22 protein-coding genes and 1 pseudogene are annotated in these 25,369 nt (G+C 62.1%); 5 read left to right on the top strand and 18 right to left on the bottom strand.

Annotated features, from left to right (window positions below):
* The first annotated feature begins 72 nt into the window (after positions 1-72).
* Positions 73-2,061, top strand: coding sequence for a glucan biosynthesis protein G (locus tag ACIPL0_RS01285; protein ID WP_400594557.1), 1,989 nt, complete (start codon positions 73-75; stop codon positions 2,059-2,061).
* Positions 2,054-4,642: a glucans biosynthesis glucosyltransferase MdoH gene (mdoH, locus tag ACIPL0_RS01280; protein ID WP_400594560.1), complete on the top strand. Its 2,589-nt coding sequence runs from the start codon at positions 2,054-2,056 to the stop codon at positions 4,640-4,642. Before ACIPL0_RS01285 ends, mdoH begins: the two co-directional genes overlap by 8 nt.
* 196 nt (positions 4,643-4,838) lie before the next feature.
* Here mdoH and ACIPL0_RS01275 read toward each other — a convergent pair whose 3' ends face one another.
* From ACIPL0_RS01275 to ubiE, 12 genes and pseudogenes are all read right to left on the bottom strand, one after another.
* A complete protein-coding gene (locus ACIPL0_RS01275) occupies positions 4,839-5,702 on the bottom strand; it encodes a methyl-accepting chemotaxis protein (protein WP_400731280.1) in 864 nt (287 codons plus the stop codon).
* A pseudogene (locus tag ACIPL0_RS01270) lies at positions 5,694-6,779 on the bottom strand (methyl-accepting chemotaxis protein); the annotation flags it as partial. The pseudogene ACIPL0_RS01270 and the gene ACIPL0_RS01275, both read right to left, overlap by 9 nt.
* A 263-nt stretch (positions 6,780-7,042) precedes the next feature.
* Positions 7,043-8,878 (bottom strand): methyl-accepting chemotaxis protein, encoded by a 1,836-nt coding sequence (locus ACIPL0_RS01265; RefSeq protein ID WP_400595181.1) that lies wholly within the window; start codon positions 8,876-8,878, stop codon positions 7,043-7,045.
* 399 nt (positions 8,879-9,277) lie between these two features.
* On the bottom strand, positions 9,278-9,985 hold the full coding sequence (locus ACIPL0_RS01260; RefSeq protein WP_400594563.1) for a 16S rRNA (uracil(1498)-N(3))-methyltransferase: 708 nt from the start codon (positions 9,983-9,985) through the stop codon (positions 9,278-9,280).
* Positions 9,982-10,776 carry a twin-arginine translocase subunit TatC gene (gene tatC, locus ACIPL0_RS01255; protein ID WP_400594566.1) on the bottom strand — a complete coding sequence of 265 codons (795 nt, stop codon included), beginning with the start codon at positions 10,774-10,776 and terminating at the stop codon, positions 9,982-9,984. Before tatC ends, ACIPL0_RS01260 begins: the two co-directional genes overlap by 4 nt.
* Positions 10,773-11,186 (bottom strand): Sec-independent protein translocase protein TatB, encoded by a 414-nt coding sequence (gene tatB, locus ACIPL0_RS01250; RefSeq protein ID WP_400594569.1) that lies wholly within the window; start codon positions 11,184-11,186, stop codon positions 10,773-10,775. Before tatB ends, tatC begins: the two co-directional genes overlap by 4 nt.
* Positions 11,187-11,196: 10 nt before the next feature.
* Entirely contained in the window at positions 11,197-11,457 is a 261-nt protein-coding gene (locus ACIPL0_RS01245) for a twin-arginine translocase TatA/TatE family subunit (protein WP_400594572.1), read from the bottom strand.
* A gap of 45 nt (positions 11,458-11,502) precedes the next feature.
* A complete protein-coding gene (locus tag ACIPL0_RS01240) occupies positions 11,503-11,835 on the bottom strand; it encodes a phosphoribosyl-ATP diphosphatase (RefSeq protein WP_400594575.1) in 333 nt (110 codons plus the stop codon).
* 2 nt (positions 11,836-11,837) lie between these two features.
* Positions 11,838-12,230 (bottom strand): phosphoribosyl-AMP cyclohydrolase, encoded by a 393-nt coding sequence (gene hisI, locus ACIPL0_RS01235; protein WP_400594578.1) that lies wholly within the window; start codon positions 12,228-12,230, stop codon positions 11,838-11,840.
* A gap of 57 nt (positions 12,231-12,287) precedes the next feature.
* The gene (gene ubiB, locus ACIPL0_RS01230) at positions 12,288-13,907 is read right to left on the bottom strand and encodes a ubiquinone biosynthesis regulatory protein kinase UbiB (RefSeq protein ID WP_400594581.1); all 1,620 of its coding nucleotides are present in this window, start codon (positions 13,905-13,907) and stop codon (positions 12,288-12,290) included.
* A complete protein-coding gene (locus ACIPL0_RS01225) occupies positions 13,904-14,527 on the bottom strand; it encodes an SCP2 domain-containing protein (protein ID WP_400594583.1) in 624 nt (207 codons plus the stop codon). Before ACIPL0_RS01225 ends, ubiB begins: the two co-directional genes overlap by 4 nt.
* Positions 14,527-15,297, bottom strand: coding sequence for a bifunctional demethylmenaquinone methyltransferase/2-methoxy-6-polyprenyl-1,4-benzoquinol methylase UbiE (gene ubiE / locus ACIPL0_RS01220; protein WP_400594586.1), 771 nt, complete (start codon positions 15,295-15,297; stop codon positions 14,527-14,529). The genes ACIPL0_RS01225 and ubiE overlap by 1 nt, the downstream gene beginning before the upstream one ends.
* A gap of 142 nt (positions 15,298-15,439) precedes the next feature.
* On the opposite strand from ubiE, the gene ACIPL0_RS01215 reads away from it, so the two are divergent.
* From ACIPL0_RS01215 to ACIPL0_RS01205, 3 genes are all read left to right on the top strand, one after another.
* Positions 15,440-15,718 (top strand): polyhydroxyalkanoic acid system family protein, encoded by a 279-nt coding sequence (locus ACIPL0_RS01215; RefSeq protein ID WP_400594589.1) that lies wholly within the window; start codon positions 15,440-15,442, stop codon positions 15,716-15,718.
* A 288-nt stretch (positions 15,719-16,006) separates the two neighbouring features.
* Positions 16,007-16,432 (top strand): phasin family protein, encoded by a 426-nt coding sequence (locus tag ACIPL0_RS01210; RefSeq protein WP_400594592.1) that lies wholly within the window; start codon positions 16,007-16,009, stop codon positions 16,430-16,432.
* Positions 16,433-16,442: 10 nt separating this feature from the next.
* Complete coding sequence (locus ACIPL0_RS01205) at positions 16,443-17,387, top strand: phasin family protein (RefSeq protein ID WP_400594595.1); 945 nt, start codon at positions 16,443-16,445, stop codon at positions 17,385-17,387.
* 330 nt (positions 17,388-17,717) lie between these two features.
* Here the strand turns inward: ACIPL0_RS01205 and ACIPL0_RS01200 are convergent, their stop codons facing one another.
* The 6 genes from ACIPL0_RS01200 to hslU form a co-directional block, all read right to left on the bottom strand.
* Positions 17,718-18,332 (bottom strand): TetR/AcrR family transcriptional regulator, encoded by a 615-nt coding sequence (locus tag ACIPL0_RS01200; RefSeq protein WP_400594597.1) that lies wholly within the window; start codon positions 18,330-18,332, stop codon positions 17,718-17,720.
* A gap of 141 nt (positions 18,333-18,473) precedes the next feature.
* Positions 18,474-20,156, bottom strand: a complete 1,683-nt coding sequence (gene phaC, locus ACIPL0_RS01195; protein ID WP_400594600.1) for a class II poly(R)-hydroxyalkanoic acid synthase — start codon at positions 20,154-20,156, stop codon at positions 18,474-18,476.
* A gap of 119 nt (positions 20,157-20,275) precedes the next feature.
* Entirely contained in the window at positions 20,276-21,130 is an 855-nt protein-coding gene (phaZ, locus tag ACIPL0_RS01190) for a poly(3-hydroxyalkanoate) depolymerase (protein WP_400595183.1), read from the bottom strand.
* Positions 21,131-21,462: 332 nt separating this feature from the next.
* On the bottom strand, positions 21,463-23,142 hold the full coding sequence (phaC, locus tag ACIPL0_RS01185) for a class II poly(R)-hydroxyalkanoic acid synthase (RefSeq protein ID WP_400594603.1): 1,680 nt from the start codon (positions 23,140-23,142) through the stop codon (positions 21,463-21,465).
* Between the two features lie 338 nt (positions 23,143-23,480).
* Positions 23,481-23,858: a gamma-butyrobetaine hydroxylase-like domain-containing protein gene (locus tag ACIPL0_RS01180; RefSeq protein ID WP_400594606.1), complete on the bottom strand. Its 378-nt coding sequence runs from the start codon at positions 23,856-23,858 to the stop codon at positions 23,481-23,483.
* A gap of 131 nt (positions 23,859-23,989) precedes the next feature.
* Positions 23,990-25,327 (bottom strand): ATP-dependent protease ATPase subunit HslU, encoded by a 1,338-nt coding sequence (hslU, locus tag ACIPL0_RS01175; RefSeq protein ID WP_400594609.1) that lies wholly within the window; start codon positions 25,325-25,327, stop codon positions 23,990-23,992.
* Positions 25,328-25,369: the final 42 nt, after the last annotated feature.

Below are 25,369 nucleotides of genomic sequence, written 5' to 3'. Positions count from 1 at the left end.
AACAATGCTCGCCAACCCGGCATCTGATCGCTGGCCGTTGGTTTATTCATCTGTTTTCGGCGAGGGTTGCTCGTGATTGTTAGTCCATGTAATGCACCAAAGACCCCTGGCATGCGCCTGCGCAGCGCCTTGCTTGCCGGGTCGGCTTTGTTCTGCCTGTTCGGCGCCGGTCAGCTGTGGGCGTTCGATCTCGACGACGTGGCGACAAAGGCCAAAGAACTGGCCGGACAGAAATTCGTAGCACCCAAGAGCAACCTTCCCGCGGAATTCCGCGACATGAAGTTTGCCGACTACCAGAAGATCCGTTTCCTGCAGGACAAGGCTGAATGGGCCAATGACAAGACCCCGTTCAAGCTGTCCTTCTATCACCAGGGCATGCACTTCGACACCCCGGTGAAAATCAACGAAGTGACGGCAACCACCGTCAACGAGATCAAATACGACCCGAACCGCTTCGATTTCGGCGGCATGAAGTTCGACGCCAAGGCCACCGAGAACCTCGGCTGGGCCGGTTTCCGCGTCATGTACCCGATCAATCGGGACGACAAGCAGGACGAGATCATGACCATGCTGGGCGCGAGCTACTTCCGCGTCATCGGCAAGAACCAGGTCTACGGTCTGTCCGCACGCGGCATGGCCATCGACACCGCCATGTCCTCGGGTGAAGAATTCCCGCGTTTCACCGAATTCTGGATCGAGAAGCCGAGCGCCGATGACAACCATCTGGTGATCTTTGCCTTGCTCGACTCGCCACGCGCCACCGGTGCCTACAAGCTGACCCTGCGCCCAGGCACCAACTCCCTGGTTGACGTGCAGTCGCGCATGTTCCTGCGTGAGAAGGTCGGCAAGCTCGGCGTTGCGCCGCTGACCAGCATGTACCTGTTCGGTGCCAACCAGCCGTCGAAAGTCCTCAACTACCGTCGCGAGCTGCACGACTCCAGCGGTCTGTCGATCCAGGCGGCCAACGGCGAGTGGATCTGGCGTCCGCTGAACAACCCGAAACACCTCGCAGTCAGCAGCTTCTCGGTAGAAAACCCGCGCGGTTTCGGCCTGCTGCAACGTGGCCGCAACTTCAGCCATTACGAAGACCTCGACGACCGCTACGACAAGCGTCCAAGCGCCTGGATCGAGCCGAAAGGCGACTGGGGCAAAGGCACCGTCGATCTGGTCGAGATTCCGACCGCCGACGAAACCAACGACAACATCGTGGCGTTCTGGAAGCCGGAAGCTCAACCTGAGCCAGGCCAGCCGGTGGAGTTCAACTACCGCCTGCACTTCACCATGGACGAAGATTCCATCCATTCGCCGGATCTGGGCTGGGTCAAGCAGACCCTGCGTTCCACCGGTGACGTGAAGCAGTCCAACCTGATCCGTCAACCGGACGGCAGCGTGGCGTATCTGGTCGATTTCGTCGGCCCGACCCTGGCCAAACTGGGTGAAGACCCGGCCATTCGCAGCCAGGTCACCACTGACGACAACACCGAGCTGGTCGAGAACAACCTGCGTTACAACCCGGTCACCAAAGGCTGGCGTCTGACGCTGCGTCTGAAAGTCAAAGACGCGAACAAGAATGTGGAAATGCGCGCTTACCTGCTGCGTGAAACACCGGCAGAGCCAGGCAAGGAACCTGCGGTGATCACCGCGGACAAAACAGACAAGAAGTCTGAGAAAAAAGCCGAGGCCAAGCCTGCTGTCGTAGCGGCAGCACCGAAGGACGACAAGGCGGAAATCGTCAAGACCGACGCCCTGAAGGCCGGCGATGCGAAAGACGCCAAAGACGCGAAAGTGGCCAAGGCGGACGCCAAGGCCGAGGGCAAGGATGCAGGCAAAGCCGACAAGGCCGATGCTGCCAAGGCCGACGCCGCCAAGGTGGCGGAAGCCAAGCCGAGCGACGAAGCCTCCCGGCCTGAAGCCGCTCTGGGCGACGCTGCAAAAGCCAACAAAGGCAGTAAAGAAACCCCGCAGCCAGCTGTAGAGGCTGCATCCACCCAACCGGGCCCGGCCATGATTCAACAAGTCCTGACCGAGACCTGGAGCTACCAGTTGCCAGCCGATGAGTAATTCACACGCCGTGCCTGAGTCTCTTGGCGAGTACCTCGCACATTTGCCGATGAGCGACGAGCAGCGGGCCGAACTGGCCAGCTGCACCTCGTTCGCCGAGCTGCACGAACGCCTTTCGGCGAAGACTGTCGACGATCCTGCCGAAGCCGCTCAGGCTTCGGTGGAGCGTCGCCTGACCCTGACCACCGCTGACGAACTGCGCGAAGCCGAAATGCTGACCGTCGACGCCAGCGGCCGGGTGTGCCTGAAGGCCGCGCCGCCGATCCGCCGGACCAAGGTGGTACCGGAGCCGTGGCGCACCAACATTCTGCACCGCGCCTGGCGCCGGATGACCGGGAAAACCAACCCGCCGCCACCGACCCATGACGACCTGCCGCGTGACTTGCCGAAGTCGCGCTGGCGTACCGTCGGCTCGATCCGCCGCTACATCCTGCTGTTACTGATGCTGGGTCAGACCATCGTCGCCGGCTTCTATATGAAAGGCATCCTGCCGTATCAGGGCTGGTCGCTGGTGTCGTTCGACGAAATCAGCCATCAGACCCTGTGGCAGACCGCCGTGCAGGTGATGCCGTACGCGCTGCAGACCACCATCCTGCTGATGTTCGGGATTCTGTTCTGCTGGGTATCCGCCGGTTTCTGGACCGCGCTGATGGGCTTCCTCGAACTGCTCACAGGCCGTGACAAGTACCGGATCTCCGGTGCCAGCGCCGGCAACGAGCCGATCGAAGCCGGTGCCCGCACCGCGCTGGTGATGCCGATCTGTAACGAAGACGTACCGCGCGTGTTCGCCGGTCTGCGTGCGACGTTCGAGTCGGTGGCCGCTACCGGTGACCTGGACCGTTTCGACTTCTTCGTCCTCAGTGACACCAACGAAACCGACATCGCCGTTGCCGAGCAACAGGCCTGGCTGGACGTCTGCCGCGAAACCAACGGTTTCGGCAAGATTTTCTATCGTCGTCGCCGCCGTCGCGTGAAGCGCAAGAGCGGCAACCTCGACGACTTCTGCCGTCGCTGGGGTGGCGATTACCGCTACATGGTCGTACTCGACGCCGACTCGGTGATGAGCGGCGAGTGTCTGACCAGTCTGGTGCGCCTGATGGAAGCCACGCCGGACGCCGGTATTATCCAGACCGCGCCGAAAGCCTCGGGCATGGACACGCTGTATGCACGCATGCAGCAGTTCGCCACCCGCGTGTACGGTCCGCTGTTCACGGCCGGTCTGCACTTCTGGCAACTGGGCGAATCCCACTACTGGGGTCACAACGCGATCATCCGCATGAAGCCATTCATCGAGCACTGCGCCCTGGCGCCGTTGCCCGGTAAAGGTGCCTTCGCCGGTGCGATCCTCTCCCACGACTTCGTCGAAGCCGCGCTGATGCGCCGTGCCGGCTGGGGCGTGTGGATTGCCTACGACCTGCCGGGCAGCTACGAAGAACTGCCGCCGAACCTGCTGGACGAACTCAAGCGTGACCGTCGCTGGTGCCACGGTAACCTGATGAACTTCCGCCTGTTCCTGGTCAAGGGCATGCACCCGGTACACCGTGCCGTGTTCCTGACCGGCGTGATGTCGTACCTGTCGGCGCCGTTGTGGTTCCTGTTCCTGGTGTTGTCGACGGCACTGCTGGCGGTCAACACGCTGATGGAGCCGACCTACTTCCTGGAGCCGCGTCAGCTGTATCCATTGTGGCCGCAGTGGCACCCGGAAAAAGCCGTGGCGCTGTTCTCCACCACCATCGTGCTGCTGTTCCTGCCGAAACTGCTCAGCATCGTCCTGATCTGGGCGAAGGGTGCAGAGGGCTATGGCGGCCGGATCAAGGTCACCCTGTCGATGCTCATGGAAATGCTGTTCTCCATGCTGCTGGCGCCGGTGCGGATGATTTTCCACACCCGTTTCGTCCTCGCCGCGTTCCTCGGCTGGGCGGCGACCTGGAACTCGCCACAACGTGACGACGACTCCACGCCATGGAGCGAAGCGGCCAAGCGTCACGGTCCGCAGACGGTGCTGGGCTTTGCCTGGGCCGCGCTGGTGATCTGGTTGAACCCGAGCTTCCTGTGGTGGCTGACGCCGATTGTCGGTTCGCTGATCCTGTCGATTCCGGTGTCGGTGATTTCCAGCCGGACCAAACTGGGCCTGAAGGCGAAAGACGAGAGCTATTTCCTGATTCCGGAAGAGCACACGCCGCCACAGGAACTGGTCTCCACCGATCAGTACACCCACGAAAACCGCTGGCATGCGCTGAACGACGGCTTTGTCCGCGCCGTGGTCGACCCGCAGCAGAACGCCCTGGCCTGCGCGCTGGCGACGTCCCGTCACCGCCAGGCCGAGCCGATCGAGTGGATGCGTATCGAGCGCGTCCGTCATGCGGTCAAGGGTGGTCCGGAAAACCTGAGCAACCACGAGCGTCTGCAACTGCTCAGCGACCCGGTGGCGCTGGCGCGTCTGCACGAGCTGGTCTGGGCCGAAGGCAATGCCGCGTGGCTGGACGCCTGGCGGGCCTCGGTCAAGGCCGACCCCCATGCACCGCTGCTGCCACTGCAGCCGGCCACTCATGTCAACGAACACGCGTTCGCCAATGCCTGAATGACCCGCTGAACGAAAACGCCGCCGAAGAGCAATTCTCGGCGGCGTTTTTGTTTGTGATCCGGCCCGGCACGCTGTGAACCTGTAGGAGTGAGCTTGCTCGCGATGGCGGTTTTTGGGCTGGTATCTATGTCGCCTGTGAAGATGCAATCGCGAGCAAGCTCACTCCTACAACGGCCGGGTCCGACCTTGGGGCCTAAACCCTGAACTTGCCCACCAACCCCTGCAACTGCATCCCCAACCGCTCCAGCTCAACGCTGGCCGCTGCGGTCTGTTCGCTGGATGCCGCTGTCTGCTGGGCGATGTCGCTGACATTGAGCACGCTGCGGTTGATCTGTTCGGCGACCACGCTCTGTTCCTCGCCGGCAGTGGCGATCTGCTGGTTCATGTTCTGAATGGTCGACACCGTGCGGGTGATGCTGTCCAGTGCGCCGCCGGCGCGTCGGCTCAGCTCGACGCTGCTGTCGGTCAGTTCGCGGCTGGCGTCGAGGGTGCTGACCACCTGTTGCGTGCCGTTCTGCAATGCCGCGATCAGCACCTCGATTTCCTCGGTGGACTCCTGCGTGCGCTGAGCCAGGCTGCGCACCTCATCGGCCACCACGGCAAAGCCGCGCCCGGCCTCACCGGCCCGGGCCGCCTCGATCGCGGCGTTGAGGGCCAGCAGGTTGGTTTGCTGCGAGACCGACTTGATCACGTCCAGCACGCTGCCGATGCGGTCGCTTTCCTGTTTCAGTTGTTCCATGGCCTGAGTCGAGTTGCTGACCTCGGCCGCCAGACGCTCGATCTGCGCAATGGCGTCGTTGACCACCTGATCGCCTTCCCGTGCCTGTTGATCGGCCTGGCAGGCCGCCTCGCTGGCCTCTTCGGCGTTGCGCGCCACCTCCATCACCGTGGCGGCCATCTGGTTCATGGCGGTGGCGACCTGCTCGGTTTCTTCCTTCTGTGTGTTGACCCCGGACCGGGTCTGCTCGGTCACCGCCGATAACTGCCTGGCCGCGTTGGCGATGTGAGAGACGCCGTCGCCGATGCCGCTGATCAACTGGCGCAGGCTGACGATCATGTCCTGCATGCGCTGTTGCAGGGCGCCCATTTCATCACGCCGGCAGACCTGCAGATCCTTGCTCAGATCGCCCTGGGCAATGCGCTCGGCTGCGATCAGGGTCTGGCGCAGGGGCTCGACGATCTGGCGGGTGATCAGCCACGCGGCGAGCAGGCCAAAGACAATGGCAAGCCCGGCAGCGGCACCAAGCATTGTGCGTGACTGTCTGGCGTCGTTGTCGCGCTGGGTGATTTGCAGGGTTCTGATATTACGAATGGACGTCAGCAACTCTTCGCCCATGACACGCATGGCTTCGTGCACCGCGACGACGTTGGCCTGCAAACCTTTGAACGCCGCCAGTTCCTTGCGGTAATCCAGGATGGTCTGCCTTGCGGTATGCAAGGCGGTGAAGCTGTGGTCGGCCTGATCTTTGGCGATCTGCTCGATACTCTTCAGGGCGTCGGCGATTGATCGGTCTGCCGCTGTTTCAAACTGCGGCTGACCAGTGAAAACATAGCCCCGAGCCTCGTAGCGGGCGCTTTCGATCAGCCGGCGCAGTTGCAGAACGTTGTTGAATTCGGTCAGGCGTTCCCCGCTGTTCTGCTCCATGCTTACCGCTTTCAGAACCTCTGCCTCCACCATTCCGACAGATTCGATGGCGCTGTTCGACAGTGTCTTCAGGCGGGCGCGAGTGGCTTCGCGTTGTTGCAGCATCTGGCCCAGGTCTTTGAACGACTGCTCCAGAACGCGCATGGTCTCGCTTTGCCGGTTGAGCAGAGCCAGAACGTCTGTCGGCGGGTTTTCATTGCGCATGGTCAGCAGGTAACCGTTGATCTCCGTGATCAGGTTCATCACACGGTTGCTGCTTTCGGGGGTGTTTTCCTCACGAAACAGAAGGCGCTGGACGCGCAGATCCTTGGTTCTGGAATTGAGCTGCGCCAGCGCGCTCAACGACTCCGCGCGGTCGATCATGGTGTCCAGGCCATGCCAGCCGGTGACGGCAATGGACAAGGCCAATAGCTGGACCAGGCCGAAACCCAGCAGCAACTTGAGTTTGACGCTGGTATTGGCCAGCGCTCGATTGATTCCCTGCAACATGAGGCACCTCCTGCGAATGAGCGTTGGAAGCGCATCGGCAGGCGGGCGGGGGAGGTGACCTGAGTTGGCTGTAGGAGATTTCCGAGCGGATTCTGAAGGTGAAGCCGGTCACATTCTCATGACTGACGCAGGACCCTTGTGGGAGGGAGCCCTGCTCGCGAATGCGTTGTGTCAGCCAGTGCTTTGCCGTCTGACGGGACGCTTTCGCGAGCAGGGCTCCCTCCCACGGGTGTTGTGTATTGCGCGAGTATGTGGCGTGCAGGTCACACCCGAAAACGCCCCACCAATCCCTGCAAATGCGTGCCCAGCCGCGCCAGTTCGACACTCGACGCAGCGGTTTCTTCACTGGCGGCCGAGGTCTGCTCCGAGACATCGCGCACGTTGAGCACGCTGCGGTTGATCTCTTCGGCAGTGGCACTCTGCTGTTCGGCGGCGGCCGCGATCTGCTGGTTCATTGCCTGAATCGCCGACACCGTGCGGGTAATGCTTTCCAGCGAACCACCGGCGCGACGGGTCAGTTCGACGCTGCTGACGGTCAGTTCGCGACCGTTGTCCATGATCGTCGCCACCTGCTGGGTGCCGCTTTGCAGGCCGGCGATCAGCTCCTCGATCTCTTCAGTGGACTTCTGCGTGCGCTGGGCCAGGCTGCGCACTTCGTCGGCGACCACGGCAAAACCACGCCCGGCTTCCCCGGCGCGGGCCGCTTCGATGGCGGCGTTGAGGGCCAGCAGGTTGGTTTGCTGGGCCACCGACTTGATCACATCGAGCACGCTGCCGATCTTGTCGCTCTCGCGCTTGAGTTCGCCCATGGCCTCCGTGGAATGGCTCATTTCACTGGCCAGGCGCTCGATCTGGGCGATGGCTTCACCGACCACCCGATCACCCTCGCGGGCCTGCTGATCGGCGGCTACGGCGGCTTCCGAGGCTTCTTCGGCATTGCGCGCGACTTCCTGCACGGTGGCGGTCATCTCGTGCATGGCGGTGGCCACCTGATCGGTCTCGACTTTCTGGCTGTTGACCCCAGCGCTGGTCTGTTCAGTGACCGCCGACAGCTGCTCGGCAGCGCTGGCGATCTGCGTGACGCCGTCGCTGATGCCACCGATCAGTTCGCGCAGGCTGACCGTCATGCGCTGGATGCTGCGTTGCAGCTGACCCAGTTCGTCACGCCGCTCGACCGAAAGGTTGTGGCTGAGATCGCCGGACGCGACACGCTCCACGACCACCAGGGTGTGACGCAGCGGCAGGACGATCTGGCGAGTGATGGCCCAGGCCGCAAGCACCCCGAAAAACAGCGCCAGCGCCGTGGCAATGCTCAGCGTCAGCTGCGCCGAATGGCTGTCGGCATCGCGCTTGGCGTTCTGCGAGGCGGCCAGTTTGTCGCTGAGGTCGAGCAGGTCCTGACCCAGTGCGGCCATCTTGTCCATGGCCTGGCGGCTGATCTGGTGGGCATTGCGGTACTGGCCGACGGCTTCACGGTAGCCCTTGAGCGCCAGATTGGCCCGTTGCAGCTGCGGGATGTATTGCGATGACACGTCGCCGGCCAGGCTGTTGACGCCGACGATGGCCTCGTCGATGGCGGCGTTGGCGTTCTTCTCGAAATCCGGATTGCCACTGAAGGTGTAGCCGCGCACCTGAAAGCGCGCTTGCTGGATCTGCTTGCTCACGCCGACGGCGGCATTGAATTGCAGGATGTTGTCGTGCTGCAGCAGCGCTTCTTCGATCTTGCTGACTTCATCGACGGCGGCGTCAGCGGTCGCACCCAGATTGGTACGGCTGGCTTCGCGGGTTTCGATGGCCTTGCTCATGTCGGCGAAGCTGCGGCGGTAGTCGCCTGCGGCCTGGATCTGCGCGTCGAGCAGTTGCAGGTCGCCGGCGCTGCTGAGCATGCTGCGGGCGGTTTTCAGGTCGCCGTCCAGCTTGTTCAGCGCGGTCATGACAGCCGTCGCGGCATCGGCGTTGTATTGCGTGTCATAACGCATGCGCGCAGAGCGCAGGTCGAGGGTCTGTTCGCTGATCTGCGAAATGGTCGCCAGCTTGTTGCCACGATCGATCAGCGTCGTCACGCTGGACCAGCCCGTGGCGGTGATGACCAGCGTCAGCAGCAGCACCAGCCCGAAGCCGATGGCGAGCTTGCGACTGACACTCACGTTTCCGAGGTGTTGGGCAATCCAGCGATACATGATGATTCCTTTCGCGTTGTTTTTATCGATGCCGGATTATCGGCGGCGGCGCGACGAACTGTAACGCCGTACGGCGGAAGTGGCAGGGTTGTCATGGCATTTGGCCGTACCAGCCCGCTCGATGTGATCTGCACCTGTAGGAGCGCGGCTTGTCCCGCGACCTGCCGCGCAGCGGCAGTAAAACCTGAGCACACGATTTCTCTGACACACCGCGTGCGCAGGCTTTACGACGACTCCGTCGCCGGTCGCGGGACAAGCCACGCTCCTACAAGGGGAGCAGGGCAAGCGAAACGCGTGTGCAGGGCAAGTTGTGGGGGGTCAGAACAACCGGGCGAGAAGGGCGGTGACGGCGGTTTCGACTCGCAGAATACGCTCTCCCAGCTGCACAGGATTCAGCCCGGAAGCGCGCAGCAACTCGACTTCGTAGGGAATCCAGCCACCTTCAGGGCCGATGGCCAGCGTGACAGGCTGATCCACCGCACGCGGGCAGGCAGGAAAATCGCCGGGATGGCCGACCAGCCCCAGCGTGTCACCGACGATGGCAGGCAGGCGGTCTTCAACGAAGGGCTTGAAGCGCTTTTCAATGACCACCTCCGGCAAGACGCTGTCGCGGGCCTGTTCCAGGCCGAGCACCAGTTGCTCGCGAATGGCGGCCGGCTGCAGGAATGGCGTCTGCCAGAAGCTTTTCTCGACGCGATAGCTGTTGACCAGAATCAGGCGCGGCACGCCCATGGTGGCGACGGTCTGGAACACCCGGCGCAGCATTTTCGGGCGCGGCAGGGCAAGGACCAGGGTCAGCGGCAGCTTGGCCGGCGGTTCGCGGTCGAAGCTGACGGAAAGCTCCGCTTCGCGGTCTTCCAGGCGCAGCAGTTCTGCGCTGCCGAGCAGGCCGCCGACCCGGCCAACCCGCAGGCTGTCACCGACTTCCGAACGATGCACTTCCTGCATGTGGCGCAGGCGCCGGTCACGCAGGACCACGCGGTCCGCCGAAATGAAGTCGGCGTCTTCGAGCAACAACAGGTTCATGGGCGGGTCGCTGGCGGCTGATCCTGCTTGTCGCTCGCCGACTCTTCGTCCTCATGCTCGCCACGTTTGCTGACCATGCCGCTGCACAGCACACCGATCTCGAACAGCAGCCACATCGGCACGGCCAACAGGGTCTGCGAGAAGATGTCCGGCGGTGTGAGGATCATGCCGACCACGAAGCAGCCGATGATCACGTACGGGCGGATCTTTTTCAGGTACTTCACGTCGACGATGCCGATCCACACCAGCAGCACCACGGCCACGGGGATCTCGAACGCCACGCCGAACGCCAGGAACAGGGTCATGACAAAGTCCAGATAACTGGCGATGTCGGTCATCATCGACACGCCTTCCGGGGTCACGCTGGCGAAGAAGTGGAAAATCAGCGGAAACACCAGGAAATAGGCAAAGGCCATCCCGGCGTAGAACAGAATGATGCTGGAGATCAGCAGCGGCACCGCCACGCGCTTTTCGTGCTTGTACAGGCCGGGCGCGATGAAGCCCCAGATCTGGTACAGGATCACCGGCATGGCGAGGAACAGCGCGACCATCATGGTCAGCTTGAACGGCGTCAGGAACGGCGAGGCCACATCGGTGGCGATCATCGTCGCGCCTTCAGGCAGAAACTTGCGCAACGGCGCCGACACGAAGGTGTAGATCTTCTGCGTGAAGTAGAACAGCCCGCCGAAGATCACGAAGATCGCCAGCACGCAACGCAGCAGGCGCGAACGCAGTTCGGTGAGGTGCGACACCAGCGGCATCTGCTGGTCGTTTTCCGGAATTTCGCTCATGGGGCTCGTGGTGGCTGTGACGAATCGTTGGCGGAGGGCGCGCTTGGCGTGGCAACCGTTTCAGGTGCAGCACTCGGCGCGACCGTCGGCTGCGCTGCGGGCGGCACGGTTTCAGCGACCGGCGGTGCGGCCTGGGCCACAGGCTGAGCCGGTGGCTGGGGCTGCTGCGGCTGCATGATCTTGCGCGCTTCTTCTTCCAGCGAAAGGATGTGTTCGTTGTGCAACTGACGGCGAATCTCGTCGGCGCCGATTTCGCGTTCGACTTCCTGTTTGATCGCGTTGAAGCTGCGTTTCAGACGCCCGACCCAGAGCCCGGCAGTGCGCGCGGCGCCCGGCAGTCGCTCGGGGCCCAGCACCAGCAGGGCAACCAGACCGACCAGCAGCAGTTCAGAGAAGCTGATACCAAACATGCGTCACGACCTAGTCTTTGCGGATGGGCTCTTCGACTTTGTGTGCCTGACCGTCGATGGTGTGCGGCTGGTTCAGCGGCGCGCTCTGGGCGTTCTGCTGTGGCTGCACCGGCGGTTGCTCGGCAGGTTTTTCGTCGTCGTTCATGGCCTTGCGGAAGCCCTTGATCGATTCGCCGACGTCGGTACCGAGGTTCTTGAGCTTCTTGGTGCCGAAGACGAGTACGACGACCACGAGAATAACGATCCAGTGTTTCCAGTCAAAAATGCCCATGGCAGGTTCCTCTCAAGAAATTTCCGGGCGCAGGCGCCCTTGTGCTTATTCCGCCGAACGTGCTGCCTTCTCGACGTGGCCGGACAGGCCGAAACGGCGGTCCAGTTCATCGAGGACGGCTTGCGGATGCTGGCCCAGTGCAGACAGCATCACCAGACTATGGAACCACAAGTCGGCGGTTTCGTAGATGACATCGCTGCAGTCACCGCTGACGGCGGCGTCCTTGGCGGCAATGATGGTTTCGACCGACTCTTCGCCGACCTTCTCCAGAATCTTGTTCAGACCCTTGTGATAGAGGCTGGCGACGTAGGAGGAGTCAGGCGCCGCGCCCTTGCGTGCTTCGAGCACTTCGGCCAGGCGAGACAGGGTATCGGTCATGTTCAGTGTCCTGCGTGATAAATGGCGTCGGGGTCCTTGAGGACCGGATCGACGGTTTTCCAGCCGGCGTCTTCATAGACACGGTAGAAGCAGCTTTCGCGGCCGGTATGGCAGGCGATGCCACCGATCTGCTCGACCATCAGCACGATGACGTCGGCGTCGCAGTCCAGGCGCAGTTCATGCAGCTTCTGCACATGCCCGGATTCTTCGCCCTTGCGCCACAACTTGCCACGGGAACGCGACCAGTAGATAGCACGGTTTTCCGCCGCGGTCAGGGTCAGCGCTTCACGGTTCATCCAGGCCATCATCAGGATACGCCCGGTCTTGTGATCCTGCGCGATTGCCGGGACCAAACCGTCGCTGTCCCATTTGATCTCGTCCAGCCAGTCTTTCATCGTCGGCTCCGGCCGCTCTGTAAAAGGGGTTAGTGTGCCAGCGGCCTGCGCCGATGGCTATCGGCGCGCGACCAGATAGAGCCCTGAAACCAGCATCAGCAGAGCCGGCCAGGCACTCACGGCAATCAGTTCGTCCGTCGATTGAGTATGGGTGATTGCCATCACCACGCCACCGGCAAGCAGCGCCGCACCCAGCAGGCGCAGGGCCCAATGATCGCCCTTGCGCACGTGCGGTGGCGGCGGATCGGCCTGATGCGGCTGCGACAGGCGTTCCAGCAGGTCGCGGGTCATGCTGGCCAGATGCGGAATCTGCTCGACCTGGGATTGCAGGTTGCCGAACAGCGTTTTCGGGCTGACGCGCTCACGCATCCAGCGTTCCAGGAATGGCTGCGCGGTGGTCCACAGGTCCAGCTCCGGGTACAGCTGACGGCCGAGGCCTTCGATGTTGAGCAGGGTTTTCTGCAACAGCACCAGCTGTGGCTGCACTTCCATGTTGAAGCGGCGAGCAGTCTGGAACAGGCGCATCAGCACCTGACCGAAGGAAATGTCCTTGAGCGGCTTCTCGAAAATCGGCTCGCAGACGGTGCGGATCGCTGCTTCGAATTCGTTGAGCTTGGTTTCTGCCGGCACCCAGCCCGAGTCGATGTGCAACTGCGCCACGCGGCGGTAGTCGCGCTTGAAGAAGGCGAACAGGTTGCGCGCCAGATAGTCCTGGTCTTCCGGGGTCAGGCTGCCGACGATGCCGCAATCGATGGCGATGTATTGCGGATCCCACGGCGACACGGTGCTGACGAAGATGTTGCCGGGGTGCATGTCGGCGTGGAAGAAGCTGTCGCGGAACACTTGGGTGAAGAACAGCTCGACCCCGCGTTCGGCGAGTTTTTTCATGTCGGTGCGCTGGTCGGCGAGGGTCGCCAGGTCCGTCACCTGCACGCCGTAGATGCGCTCCATCACCAGCACTTTCGGCCGGCACCAGTCCCAGTAGACCTGCGGCACGTAGAGCATGGTCGAGCCTTCGAAATTGCGGCGCAGCTGGCTGGCGTTGGCCGCCTCGCGCAACAGGTCGAGCTCGTCGTAGATGGTTTTTTCGTAGTCGGCGACCACGTCCACCGGGTGCAGCAGGCGGGCGTCGGCGGACAGCCGCTCAGCGACACGGGCGAGAATGAACAGCCAGGCCAGGTCCGAGCTGATCACCGGCTTGAGGCCGGGACGCACCACCTTGACCACCACTTCCTCGCCGCTTTTCAGCTGCGCGGCGTGTACCTGCGCCACCGAGGCGGAGGCCAGCGGGGCGACGTCGAAACGGCTGAACACCTGACTGATCTTCGCGCCCAGTTGCGCTTCGATCATGGCGATGGCTTTTTCCGATTCAAACGGCGGCACGCGGTCCTGCAGCTTCATCAGCTCGTCGGCGATGTCTTCGGGCAGCAGGTCGCGGCGGGTCGAGAGCAACTGGCCGAACTTGATGAAAATCGGCCCGAGGTCCTGCAGCGCCAGGCGGAGGCGGGCGCCGCGACTGAGTTCGCTGGGTCGACGCGGCAGCCAGCGCCACGGCAGCACGAAACGTACGGCCAGCAGCCACCAGGGCAGAGGGAGGTCGAACAGCAGGTCATCGAGGCGGTAGCGGATTACGACACGCTGGATGCGAAACAGGCGGCGGACGGCAAGCAGGCTCATGCGTTATCGCTGGACTTGAGGGATTGGGCCAGACGCTCGAAGCGGGCTTCGAGGCGTTCCAGGTCTTGTTTGGTCTGATCCAGTTCGGCGAAGCGGGCTTCGGCCTCGCGTTTGCCGACCAGGGTGCGTGACTCTTCGGCCAGGTACTCGGCCATGTTGCGGCTCAGGCTGGCGAAGCTGTCGCCGGTCCAGCGCGCGCTGTTGCGCAGATGCCCGCCGATCAGTGGTGCGGCCACCGGACCGAGCCAGCGTTGCAGCTCGTATTCCCAGTCCAGGTCGAGGTCCTGCAGCACGCCGGTCAGCTCCAGCAGCACGGCGCTTTCGCCATCCAGCTCGACTTCAGGGCTGTGCAGCACGGCGTTCTTGTCCTTGCTCAGGGCCAGACGCAGCAGGCTCGCCGCCGGGGCGCGCAGGGTGACGTCGGCGCCACCGGTCCAGTTGGCGGCCAGCATCAGGCCTTCGTCGCTGGGCAGGATGAACAGGTGAAACGCCGGGCTGGTGCATTCGACCGCCACCACCTTGCCACCGAGCCGGTCAAGGCGCGGCAGGGCGGTGCTGTCCATTTGCAGCACACGGTTGATGCCGTGCTCGACACTGGCGAGCAAGCCGCTGATCAGCATCAGGGTTTGATACCGCGATGCAGGGCAACGATGCCGGAGGTCATGTTGTGGTAGGTCACGCGGTCGAAACCGGCTTCCACCATCATCGACTTCAGGGTTTCCTGGTCCGGGTGCATGCGGATCGATTCGGCCAGATAGCGGTAGCTTTCCGAGTCGTTGGTGATCAGCTTGCCGGCCAGCGGCATGAAGGCGAACGAGTAGGCGTCGTAGACCTTGGACATGACCTTGTTGGTCGGCTTGGAGAACTCCAGCACCAGCAGGCGGCCGCCCGGCTTGAGCACGCGCAGCATCGAGCGGATCGCGTCTTCCTTGTGGGTCACGTTGCGCAGGCCGAAAGCGATGGTCACGCAGTCGAAGTAGTTGTCCGGGAACGGCAGCTTCTCGGCGTCGGCCTGGACGAACTTGATGTTGCCGGCCACGCCACGATCGAGCAGGCGGTCACGGCCGACCTTGAGCATTGAGGCGTTGATGTCGGCCAGCACGACTTCACCGGTCGGGCCGACCAGGTGGGAAAACTTCTTCGCCAGATCACCGGTACCGCCGGCGATGTCCAGCACGCGGTTGCCCGTGCGAACGCCGGAAAGCTCGATGGTGAAGCGTTTCCAGAGGCGGTGCATGCCACCGGACAACACGTCGTTCATCAGGTCGTACTTGGCGGCGACGGAGTGGAAAACCTCGGCGACTTTCTCGGCCTTCTGGCTTTCCGCTACGGTTTTGTAGCCGAAATGGGTGGTGGGTTCGGCATCGCTGCCTTTGCGCGGATCGTTCATATCGCTGTCACCGGAATAAAGTGCGGCCATTCTAATCGTCGGGGCTGGCTTTGTCTTGACAAGGCTTGCCGGCAACAGTTTCTTCGCCGCCTCCCGCTGGTATAGTGGCGCCACGATTCACCTCCGAGGAAGGAGCCTGCCCATGGCCCGGATCACCGTAGAACGCCCGCATGCGCTGGGTAAGGACAAGGCCCGCGAGAAAGCCGAAGTGCTGTCGGCAAAACTGGCGGAAAAATTCGGCATCGACCACAGCTGGAGTGGCGACACCATGTCGCTGGAAGGCAAGGGCGCCAAAGGCACCGTCAAGGTCGAAGACGCGCTGGTGCGGGTCGACATCGAGCTGAAAGGCTTCCTTTTGATGATGAGCAGCCAGATCCAGTCCGAGGTCGCGCGCCAGCTCGACAAGGCACTGACGGCCTGAACGCAGGACCTGTAGGAGCTGGCTTGTCCTGCGACCGGCGGGGAACCCGTCGTAAATCCTGCGATCGCGTTGATTCTGACACTCCGCGGTTACCGGATTTACGACGACTCCGTCGCCGGTTGCAGGACAAGCCAGCTCCTGCAGTGGGTGCGTAGCTCTCCCCCGTAATTTCGAGTTGCACGTCCTTGAACCTAGGGTGTGCTTTCTAATTTTTCTCTCTACTTTTGCGCCCATGCCCCAACTTCCATGGGGCGGTTCCTCCTATCCCTTTCGAGCGTGAGGTGCACCATGGCCAAAGTTACCCTGAAAAAGAAAATCGAAGCCGAAGAAACCAAGGCGTTTTCCGAGGTGCGTCTGTATGCGCGCAAGATCTGGCTCGCAGGCCTGGGCGCTTATGTGAAGGCCGGACAGGAAGGCGCCGAGTACGTCAAAGAGCTGATCAAGACTGGCGAACAAACCGAGCTGAAGGCCAAGAAAGTCATCGATAAAAAGGTCGACGCCGCCAACAGTGAAATCGACTCGGTCAAGGATGAAGTGACCAAGGTCAAAGGCCGTGTCGAACTGCAGCTGGACAAAATCGAAAGTGCCTTCGACCGCCGCGTCGCCAGCGCCTTGAATCGCATCGGCATTCCGTCTAAACATGATGTTGAGACACTCTCTGCTAAGCTCGATGAGCTGACGGCATTGCTCGAACGTGTCGCGCGTAAACAATAAGGAGAGCGGGATGGCTGGCAAGAAGAAAACCGAAAAAGAAGGCAGCTCCTGGATTGGTGAGGTTGAAAAATACTCCCGCCAAATCTGGCTGGCTGGTTTAGGCGCTTACTCGAAGATCAGCAATGACGGCAGTAAGCTTTTCGAATCGCTGGTGAAAGACGGCGAGAAAGCCGAGAAAGAAACCAAGGCCACCGTCGGCAAGACTGTCGACACGGCCAAGGCCACCACCAAATCCCGCGTCGGCGACGTGAAGGATCTGGCGCTGGGCAAATGGGGCGAACTGGAAGGCGCGTTCGACAAGCGTCTGAACAGCGCGATTTCCCGCCTGGGCGTACCGAGCCGCAGTGAAGTCAAGGCGCTGCACAGCAAGGTCGACCTGCTGACCAAGCAGATCGAGAAACTGACCGGTGCTTCGGTCACGCCGATCTCGAAAACCGCAGCGGCCAAACCGGCTGCCAAGCCTGCGGCGAAAACCACCGCCAAGCCACTGGCCAAGGCAGCAGCCAAGCCGGTTGCGAAAGCTGCCAGCACGGCAGCGAGCAAGACGGCAGCGGCAAAACCTGCAGTTGCCAAGGCTGCGGCCAAACCGGTAGCGGCAGCGTCCAAGGCAGCTGCCTCGACCGCTGCCAAGGCGAAAACCACAGCCGCCAAACCAGCCGCCAAACCGGCTGCAAAAGCCGCAGCCAAGCCTGCAGCGAAACCTGCTGCCGCGGCCAAACCGGCAGCAGCGGCAAAACCTGCAGCCGCCAAGCCAGCCGCCAAACCTGCGGCCGCGAAAAAACCGGCAGCGCCGAAAAAACCTGCCGCCGCGAAGCCTGCAGCAGCCGCCAAACCGGCCGCCGCAACGCCAGCGCCAACCGCCGCCAGCACTGCACCAGCCACTCCGGCACCCAGCGCTCCGGCCGCCGCACCGTCGGCCACCTCCGCGCCGTCGACACCACCCAGCCAGTCCTGATTCAGCGCTGGTCCACACGAAGCCCGATCTGTGAAAACAGCTCGGGCTTCGGCCTTTCTGCACGGCTGAAAATGGCTCGCCCTTAGCAGCCCGGCTTTCCTGTGATGGATCGCCACCGCCGGCAAGCCGGACTGCTACGGAGCGTTCGGCGTGGACCTGTAGGCGCTGGCTTGTCCTGCGACCGGCGGGGAACCCGTCGTCAAACCATGCGCATTGGTCGTGTCAGTTACGCCGCGTACGCTGGTTTTACGACTGCTTCGCAGCCGGTCGCAGGACAAGCCAGCTCCTACAGGGGGCGGGCGGTTTCAGTTCCTGGTAGTGAGGGCGGTTTCAGTCTTCGAGATAATGCAGCGCCAGTTTCTCCGCTGCATGCCGCGCCCCCGGCTTCAGGTGTGGCGCCACCAGCATCATGATCTGGTAGACCACCACCCGCGTTTCACCTTCACGGTCGAGGATGCGCTGGTAGTCCAGCGAGAACAGCAGGGTCATGGTGATCTGCTCCACCAGTTGCCCCAGCGCCTGGGTGTCGCTGGTCACCTGGCCTTCGGCTTTCAGTCGGGCCAGCAAGGCGGCGAGGGTGCGCTTGATCGAGTTGAGCAGGTTGCGGATGCCCCGGGCCAGCTTGGGCAGGCGTCCGGCGAGGTTCGACAGGTCCTGGAACAGAAAGCGGTAGTGCGACAGGCGCTCGACGATCAGGTGCAGAAACAGCCAGTAATCCTCGGCCTCCAGACGCGCGTCGGCGGGTGGGTCAAGCAGTGGCGCCAGCTCGGCATGAAAGCGCTCGAACAGCTCCATCACCAGCGGCTCCTTGCCGTGGAAGTGGTAGTAGAGATTGCCGGGGCTGATCTCCAGTTCGTTGGCGATTTCCAGTGTCGACACGTTGGGTTCGCCCTGGCGATTGAACAACTGCAGGGCACATTCGAGTATGCGGTCGCGGGTTTTCATCCAGTTTTCTATGTTCGTGCAGCAGACTTAAAAGGTTTCTGTAGGAGTGAGCTTGCTCGCGATAGCGGTGTGTCAGTCTCCGGTCATCTCGGACTTGACGGCCTATCGCGAGCAAGCTCACTCCTACAGAGATAGCGGTGCTCAGCGGACTCTGATGTACGTCCCCGGCGCCGCCTCCATTGGCGGATAGTTCTGGTTGCCCAGTGCCGTCAGCGTTTCACGCTGAACGCCGGAACGCTGCTGCACCCAGCTCAGCCAGGTCGGCCACCAGCTGCCTTCGGTGCGCTCGGCGTCGTAATACCAGGCACGCGGGTCGCTGCTCAGCTTGCCGTTCTCGACGAAGTTGGCCTTGGGGTTGCCCGGCGGGTTGAGGATGCTTTGCACATGGCCGCTGTTGGACAGCAGGAAGCGCCGTTCGCCGCCCAGCAGCAGGGTCGAGCGATAGACCACGTCCCACGGCGTGATGTGGTCGTTGAAGCCGGCCACGCTGAAACTGTCGACGGTGACTTTCTGCAGGTCGATGGGCGTGCCGCACACTTCCAGACCGCCGGGATGGTTCAGCGGGTTGTGCTTGAAGAAATCCAGCAGATCGCCGTGCAGCGCGGCGGGCAGGCGCGTGGTGTCGTTGTTCCAGTAGAGGATGTCGAACGGCGGTGGCGCCTTGCCCAACAGGTAGTTGTTGACCCAGTAGCTCCAGATCAGGTCATTGGGGCGCATCCAGGCGAACACCTTGGCCATGTCGCGACCGTCCAGCACGCCGCGCTGATAGGAGCGGCGCTTGGCCGCTTCCAGGGTCTGCTCGTCAATGAACAGCGTTGCCGGGCTCTCGATCTGGCTGTCCAGCAGGCTGACCAGATAGGTCGCACTGGCGACCCGGCGCATCTGCCGCTTGGCCTGCAAATGGCCTTGCAAGGCAGCGATGGTCAGGCCGCCGGCGCAGGCGCCCATCAGGTTGACCTCGCGCGCGCCGGTGATCGCCCTGCACACGTTCATGGCTTCTTCGGCGGCTTCGACATAGCTCGACAGGCCCCATTCGCGGTGACGCACGTCTGGGTTGCGCCAACTGATGATGAAGGTCTGCAGGCCGTTTTTCAGCGCGTACTGAACGAAGCTGTTGGTCGGGCTCAGGTCGAAGATGTAGTACTTGTTGATCTGCGGCGGCACGATCAGCAGCGGCTTGGCGTACTGCTTTTCGCTCATCGGGTTGTACTGGATCAACTCCATCAGTTCGTTGCGAAACACCACTGCACCGGGCGTGACAGCCAGCGTACGGCCAATCTCGAAGGCGTCCTTGGTGGTCTGGCTGGGCAGGCCGTTGTTGTGCAGGAAGTCGTCGAACATGTGGCTCAGGCCCTTGACCACGCTGGTACCACCGGAGTTGAACAGCTCCTTCACCGCCAGCGGATTGAGCAGTGAGTTGGTCGGCGCCAGCGCATCGTTGAGCAGGGCGAAAATGAACTGCGCCCGCGAGCGGTCGTCTTCGGGCAGGCCGCTGTTATCGATCCAGCTGCGCACCTGATGCTGCCAGCTCAGATACGCCTGCAGGCCGCGCCGGTACAGCGGGTTGTGCGCCCAGGTCGGGTCGTTGAAGCGGCTGTCCTGTGGATGCGGCTGATGCGGGGTGTCGCCGAGGATCACCCGGCCCAGCTGGCCGCCTAGCGCCAGGGCGTGACGCGCGGTGTAGACCGGGTGTTTGAGGCCCTGCAAGGCGACGCTGCGCAATGTCGAAAACAGATCCCTGCCGCGCAGGCCGGTGATCGCGCTCTGTGCGTTGATGTAGGTCGCAGGCGTGGGGTAGGGGTTCTTCGCCGGTTTATCGCGCATGGGTCAACACTCCTTCGTCAGGCCATCAACAAGTCCACTCGCGCCCCAGGCAATCCGGCCGAAGGGCGCAGTCGGTGAAGCAATTTCCTTTTGTTCGAATAACAGCAGTGCTCTCTCGGTCAGCGCATCCCGGGCGCAGGACTGGGGTGCATGACGGCGCGCTGCCGTTCCTGTTCGAGAAACTTCATGATGATCGGTGCGACGGCTTCGGCGCGGGTGATCAGAAACAAGTGGCCGTCGTCGATTATGTGTAGCTGGGCGTTGGGTATCCGCCAGGCCAGCAGTCGCATATTGATCAGCGGAATCAGTGGATCGTCGTCGCCGGCCAGCACCAGCGTCGGTTGGCGGATCTTGTGCAGCCAGTGAATGCTGGTCCAGCCCAGCCCCGCGAACAGTTGCCAGTAATAGCCAAGCTTGCCGGACGAACGGACCTTGGCCGCGTGATTGGCGGCCAGATTATGGTCACGACGGAACGCGCCGCCGTAGATGTCCGGGGCGATGCGGATCACGTGGGACGGCTGGATGTAGCGTCGTGGACTCGCCATCATCCACAACACCTTCGGCTTGCCCGGCACCATCACCGCGCCAGCGGCGGTGGCTGCCAGCACCAGTTTCTTGCAGCGTTCCGGGTAGTCATGGGCGAACTGCTGGGCCAGCGCGCCGCCCCAGGACACGCCGATGGCATTGACCTGGCCGTAATCCAGATAGTCGAGCATCCGCGCCGCCAGTTTCGCCAGACCGGGAAAACGGTACGGCCGACGCGGCGTGGACGAGCCGCCGACACCGGGGACGTCGAAGGCGATGACCTCCAGATCCGGGTCCAGGGCCTCGACGAACGGAAACACCAGCTCAAGGTTGGCGCCGATGCCGTTGAAAATCAGCAGCGGCGTCAGATGGCTCTTGCCGGGTCGCACCGCAGTGCGGATGTTGTGACCATCCAGGTCGATGGTGCGAAATACAAACGGTTGCGGCATGCGCGAAGCCCTGTGGGTTAAAACGCCGGTCATGCTGTCCCGCGCTTTTTCCGGTCCTGAAACTGCCATGGGTGGTTCCGTGTTCAATGCTTGCCGTTTCTTGCCACCCCTGTAGGTACGTTGCACACCACGTACCTGTAGGAGCTGGCTTGCTCGCGATCCTTGTAGGAACTGGCTTGCCCTGCGACCGGCGACGTAGTCGTCGTAAAATCAGTGCACGCGGTTTACCAGATGTGCCGCATTCACCGGTTTGACGACTGCTTCGGTCGTGCGCGACCCCGGTCCGCTCGCAGGACGAGCCAGCTCCTACAGGGATGCACCAAGCCTTTCACCTACCGTTCATGCACATACGTCCCCGGCGAAGCCTCGCCCGCCGGATACGCTCTGTTCCCCAGTGTAGCGGGTGATTTTTTCAGTTTGCCGGAACGCTCGGCCAGCCACGCCTGCCAGTACAGCCACCACGAGTCGGTGTGCTTGGACGCATCTTCCTGCCAGCGGGCGCTGTCTTCCGGCAGCTCGGAGTTGGTCATGTAGCGCGCCTTCGGGTTGCCCGGCGGGTTCAGGATGCTCTGAATGTGGCCGCTGTTGGACAGCACGAACTCGGTCTTGCCGCCGAACAGCCGCGCCGACTTGTAGCACGACACCCATGGCGTGATGTGGTCGTTGGTGCCTGCCAGACAGAAGATGTCACTTTTGACCTGTTTCAGGTCAATTGGCGTGCCGCAGACTTCCAGCGCACCCGGGCGCACCAGCGGGTTGTTCTTGAACATCTCGATCAGGTCGCCGTGGAACGCGGCAGGCAGGCGCGTGGTGTCGTTGTTCCAGAACAGGATGTCGAACACCGGCGGCTCGTTGCCGAGCAGGTAGTTGTTGACCCAGTAATTCCAGATCAGGTCATTGGGTCGCATCCAGGCGAACACCTTGGCCATGTCTTTGCCTTCCAGCACGCCGGCCTGGTACGAGTGGCGCTTGGCCGACTCCAGGGTCTGCTCGTCGACGAACAGCGCGACCTGGGTATCCAGCGTGGTATCGAGCACGCTGACCAGCAGGGTCAGGGCATGAACTTTCTGCTCGCCCAGCGCCGCGTAATGGCCAAGCAGCGCGGTGCAAGTGATGCCGCCGGAGCAGGCACCGAGCATGTTGACGTCCTTGCTGCCGGTGATCTTGCAGACCACGTCGACCGCCTCTTTCACTGCGTCGATATAGGTCGAAAGACCCCATTCGCGCTGTGCCTTGGTCGGGTTGCGCCAACTGATGATGAAAGTCTGCACGTTGTTGCGCAGGCAGAAGCGCGCCAGGCTCTTGTCCTGGCTGAGGTCGAACACGTAGAACTTGTTGATCTGCGGCGGCACCACCAGCATCGGCCGCTCGTGGACCTGCTCGGTGATCGGCTTGTACTGGATCAGCTCCAGCACATCGTTGCGGTACACCACCGAGCCTTCGCTGGTGCCGAGGTTCTTGCCGACTTCAAAGGCATCCATGTTGACCTGGCTGGGCATGCCGCCGTTGTTCACCAGATCCTTGGCCAGATGCGACAGGCCGTCGAGGATGCTCTTGCCGCCGGTCTCGAAGAAGCGTTTGACCGCTGCCGGGTTGGCTGCGCCGTTGGTGGGCGACATGGCCTCGGTCATCAGGTTGATCACGAAATGACCGCGACTGGTGTCTTGCGGGGAGAGGCTGCTGTCTTCGATCCAGTCGTGCAGCTCCTTGCGCCAGGCCAGGTAAGTCTGCAGATAGCGACGGTACAGCGGGTTCTGGCTCCAGGCCGGGTCGACAAAACGGCGGTCGTCGCTTTCCGGAGTCAGGGTGGATTTGCCGAGCATGACGTTTTTCAGTTCCAGCCCGAAATGGGCCACATGCTTGGCGCTATGAAACGGTTGCCTGATGGCCTGAGTGAGGACCATGCGTGCCGTGGTGAGCAGATCTTTACGCCGCAAGCCGACAACAGGGTTCAATCCCAGGGTGTGTTCAGAGGCTTGACGCGGCAGGTCATCATTACTCTTGTTACTCATCTACGACGCTCCATTGTCCTGAGACGAGTACCGACATCCCTGTATAGCGCTACAGGCCAATGCCAGCACTGCTCTCGGGTGACCGATGATTAACACAAACGGGTGTATACGCGTACGTACGGTGCGGCACTGACGGCTGCGTTTTCGTACGACGGCTACGTATGACACCGACAAGCTTCTGCGAAAAATCCGATGCAGAGAGCCTGCCAGAATCATTGGTTACGCGAGATTTATTAAAATCGCAAGCAGCGTCCGTCATGGACCGCTGCGCGGAGCATTGAAGCAGATAGGTTTAGAAAGCGCGTCCTAAAACGCCGAGCGGCGAGCTAGAGCGGTGGCTACAACATCAGCTTGATGACTTGCTCGGAAGGGTCGCGGGATTTGCCGGCGGCTTTCAGTTCTGCGAGGTAATCGTCCCAGAGTTGCTCCTGGCGTTGCGCCAGTTGCTCCAGGTACTCCCAAGTGAACAATCCGCTGTCATGACCGTCGTCGAAGGTCAATTTCAGTGCGTACTGACCAGCCGGTTCTATCTTGGTCAGGCCGACACCGAGCTTGCCGAATTGCAGAATCGGATTGCCATGACCCTGTACCTCGGCCGATGGCGAATGCACCCGCAGAAACTCGGCGGGCAGGTGATATTCCTCACCGGGGCCGTACTTCAGCGTGAGGATTTTCGAGGCTTTGTGCAGCTGGATGGCAGAGGGGATGCGTGTCATCGAGGGTATGCCTTGCACTGAACATTGTAGGAGTGAGCTTGCTCGCGATGCGGTGTGTCAGGCAACGGTGTGTTGACCTGATCAGACGCTATCGCGAGCAAGCTCACTCCTACAGGAGGGGCGTACGGTAATTACAAGATGTAACGCGACAGATCTTCGTCTTCCGCCAGCTCACCCAGGTGGCTGTTGACGTACTCGGCGTCGATCTTGATCGTCGCGGTGTCCTGGGCGCTGCCCAAGTCACCGGCGCTGAACGACACTTCTTCGAGCAGGCGCTCCAGCAGGGTGTGCAGACGACGGGCACCGATGTTCTCGGTCTTCTCGTTGACCTGCCAGGCGATCTCGGCCAGACGCTTGATGCCGTCAGGCTGGAACTCGATGTTCAGGCCTTCGGTTTTCAGCAGCTCGCGATATTGCTCGGTCAGCGACGCGTGCGGCTCGCTCAGGATACGCTCGAAGTCCTGCGGGCTCAGCGCCTTCAGTTCGACACGGATCGGCAGACGGCCTTGCAGCTCCGGTACCAGATCGCTCGGCTTGCTCAGGTGGAACGCGCCGGAAGCGATGAACAGGATGTGGTCGGTCTTGACCATGCCCAGCTTGGTGTTGACGGTGCAGCCTTCGATCAGCGGCAGCAGGTCGCGCTGCACGCCTTCACGGGAGACATCGGCGCCGCCGACGTTACCGCGTTTGGCGACCTTGTCGATTTCGTCGATGAACACGATGCCGTGCTGTTCCACGGCTTCCAGCGCCTTGCCCTTGAGCTCTTCGTCATTGACCAGACGGCTGGCTTCTTCGTCGCGGACCATCTTCAGCGCGTCCTTGACCTTGAGCTTGCGGCTCTTCTTCTTGCCCTTGCCCATGTTGGCAAACAGGCTCTGCAGCTGGTTGGTCATCTCTTCCATGCCTGGCGGCGCGGAGATATCGACACCGCCCATTTCGGCGACTTCGATGTCGATTTCCTTGTCGTCCAGCTGACCTTCGCGCAGGCGCTTGCGGAACAGCTGACGGGTGTTGGAATCGGTAGTCGGCGCCGCTTCTTCGGCGAATCCGGTGCGTGCCGGTGGCAGCAGCGCGTCGAGGATGCGCTCTTCGGCGGCGTCTTCGGCGCGATGACGAACCTTGGTCATTTCCTGTTCGCGCAGCAGCTTCATCGCCGCGTCGGCCAGATCACGAATGATCGACTCGACGTCACGACCGACATAGCCGACTTCGGTGAACTTGGTCGCTTCGACTTTCAGGAACGGCGCGTTGGCCAGCTTGGCCAGACGACGGGCGATTTCGGTCTTGCCGACGCCGGTCGGGCCGATCATCAGAATGTTCTTCGGGGTGACTTCTACGCGCAGCTCTTCGGGCAGCTGCATCCGGCGCCAGCGGTTACGCAGCGCGATGGCGACGGCGCGTTTGGCATCGTCCTGGCCGATGATATGGCGATTGAGTTCATGGACGATTTCACGGGGAGTCATGGACATGGTTTTCAACGGTCCTCTTTGACGAACGTGTCCGGCAGCCGC

Source organism: Pseudomonas sp. NPDC090208, assembly GCF_044746785.1.
In the GTDB taxonomy this organism is placed as follows: Bacteria; Pseudomonadota; Gammaproteobacteria; order Pseudomonadales; family Pseudomonadaceae; genus Aquipseudomonas.
This window is presented reverse-complemented; position numbering and strand designations above follow the sequence as displayed.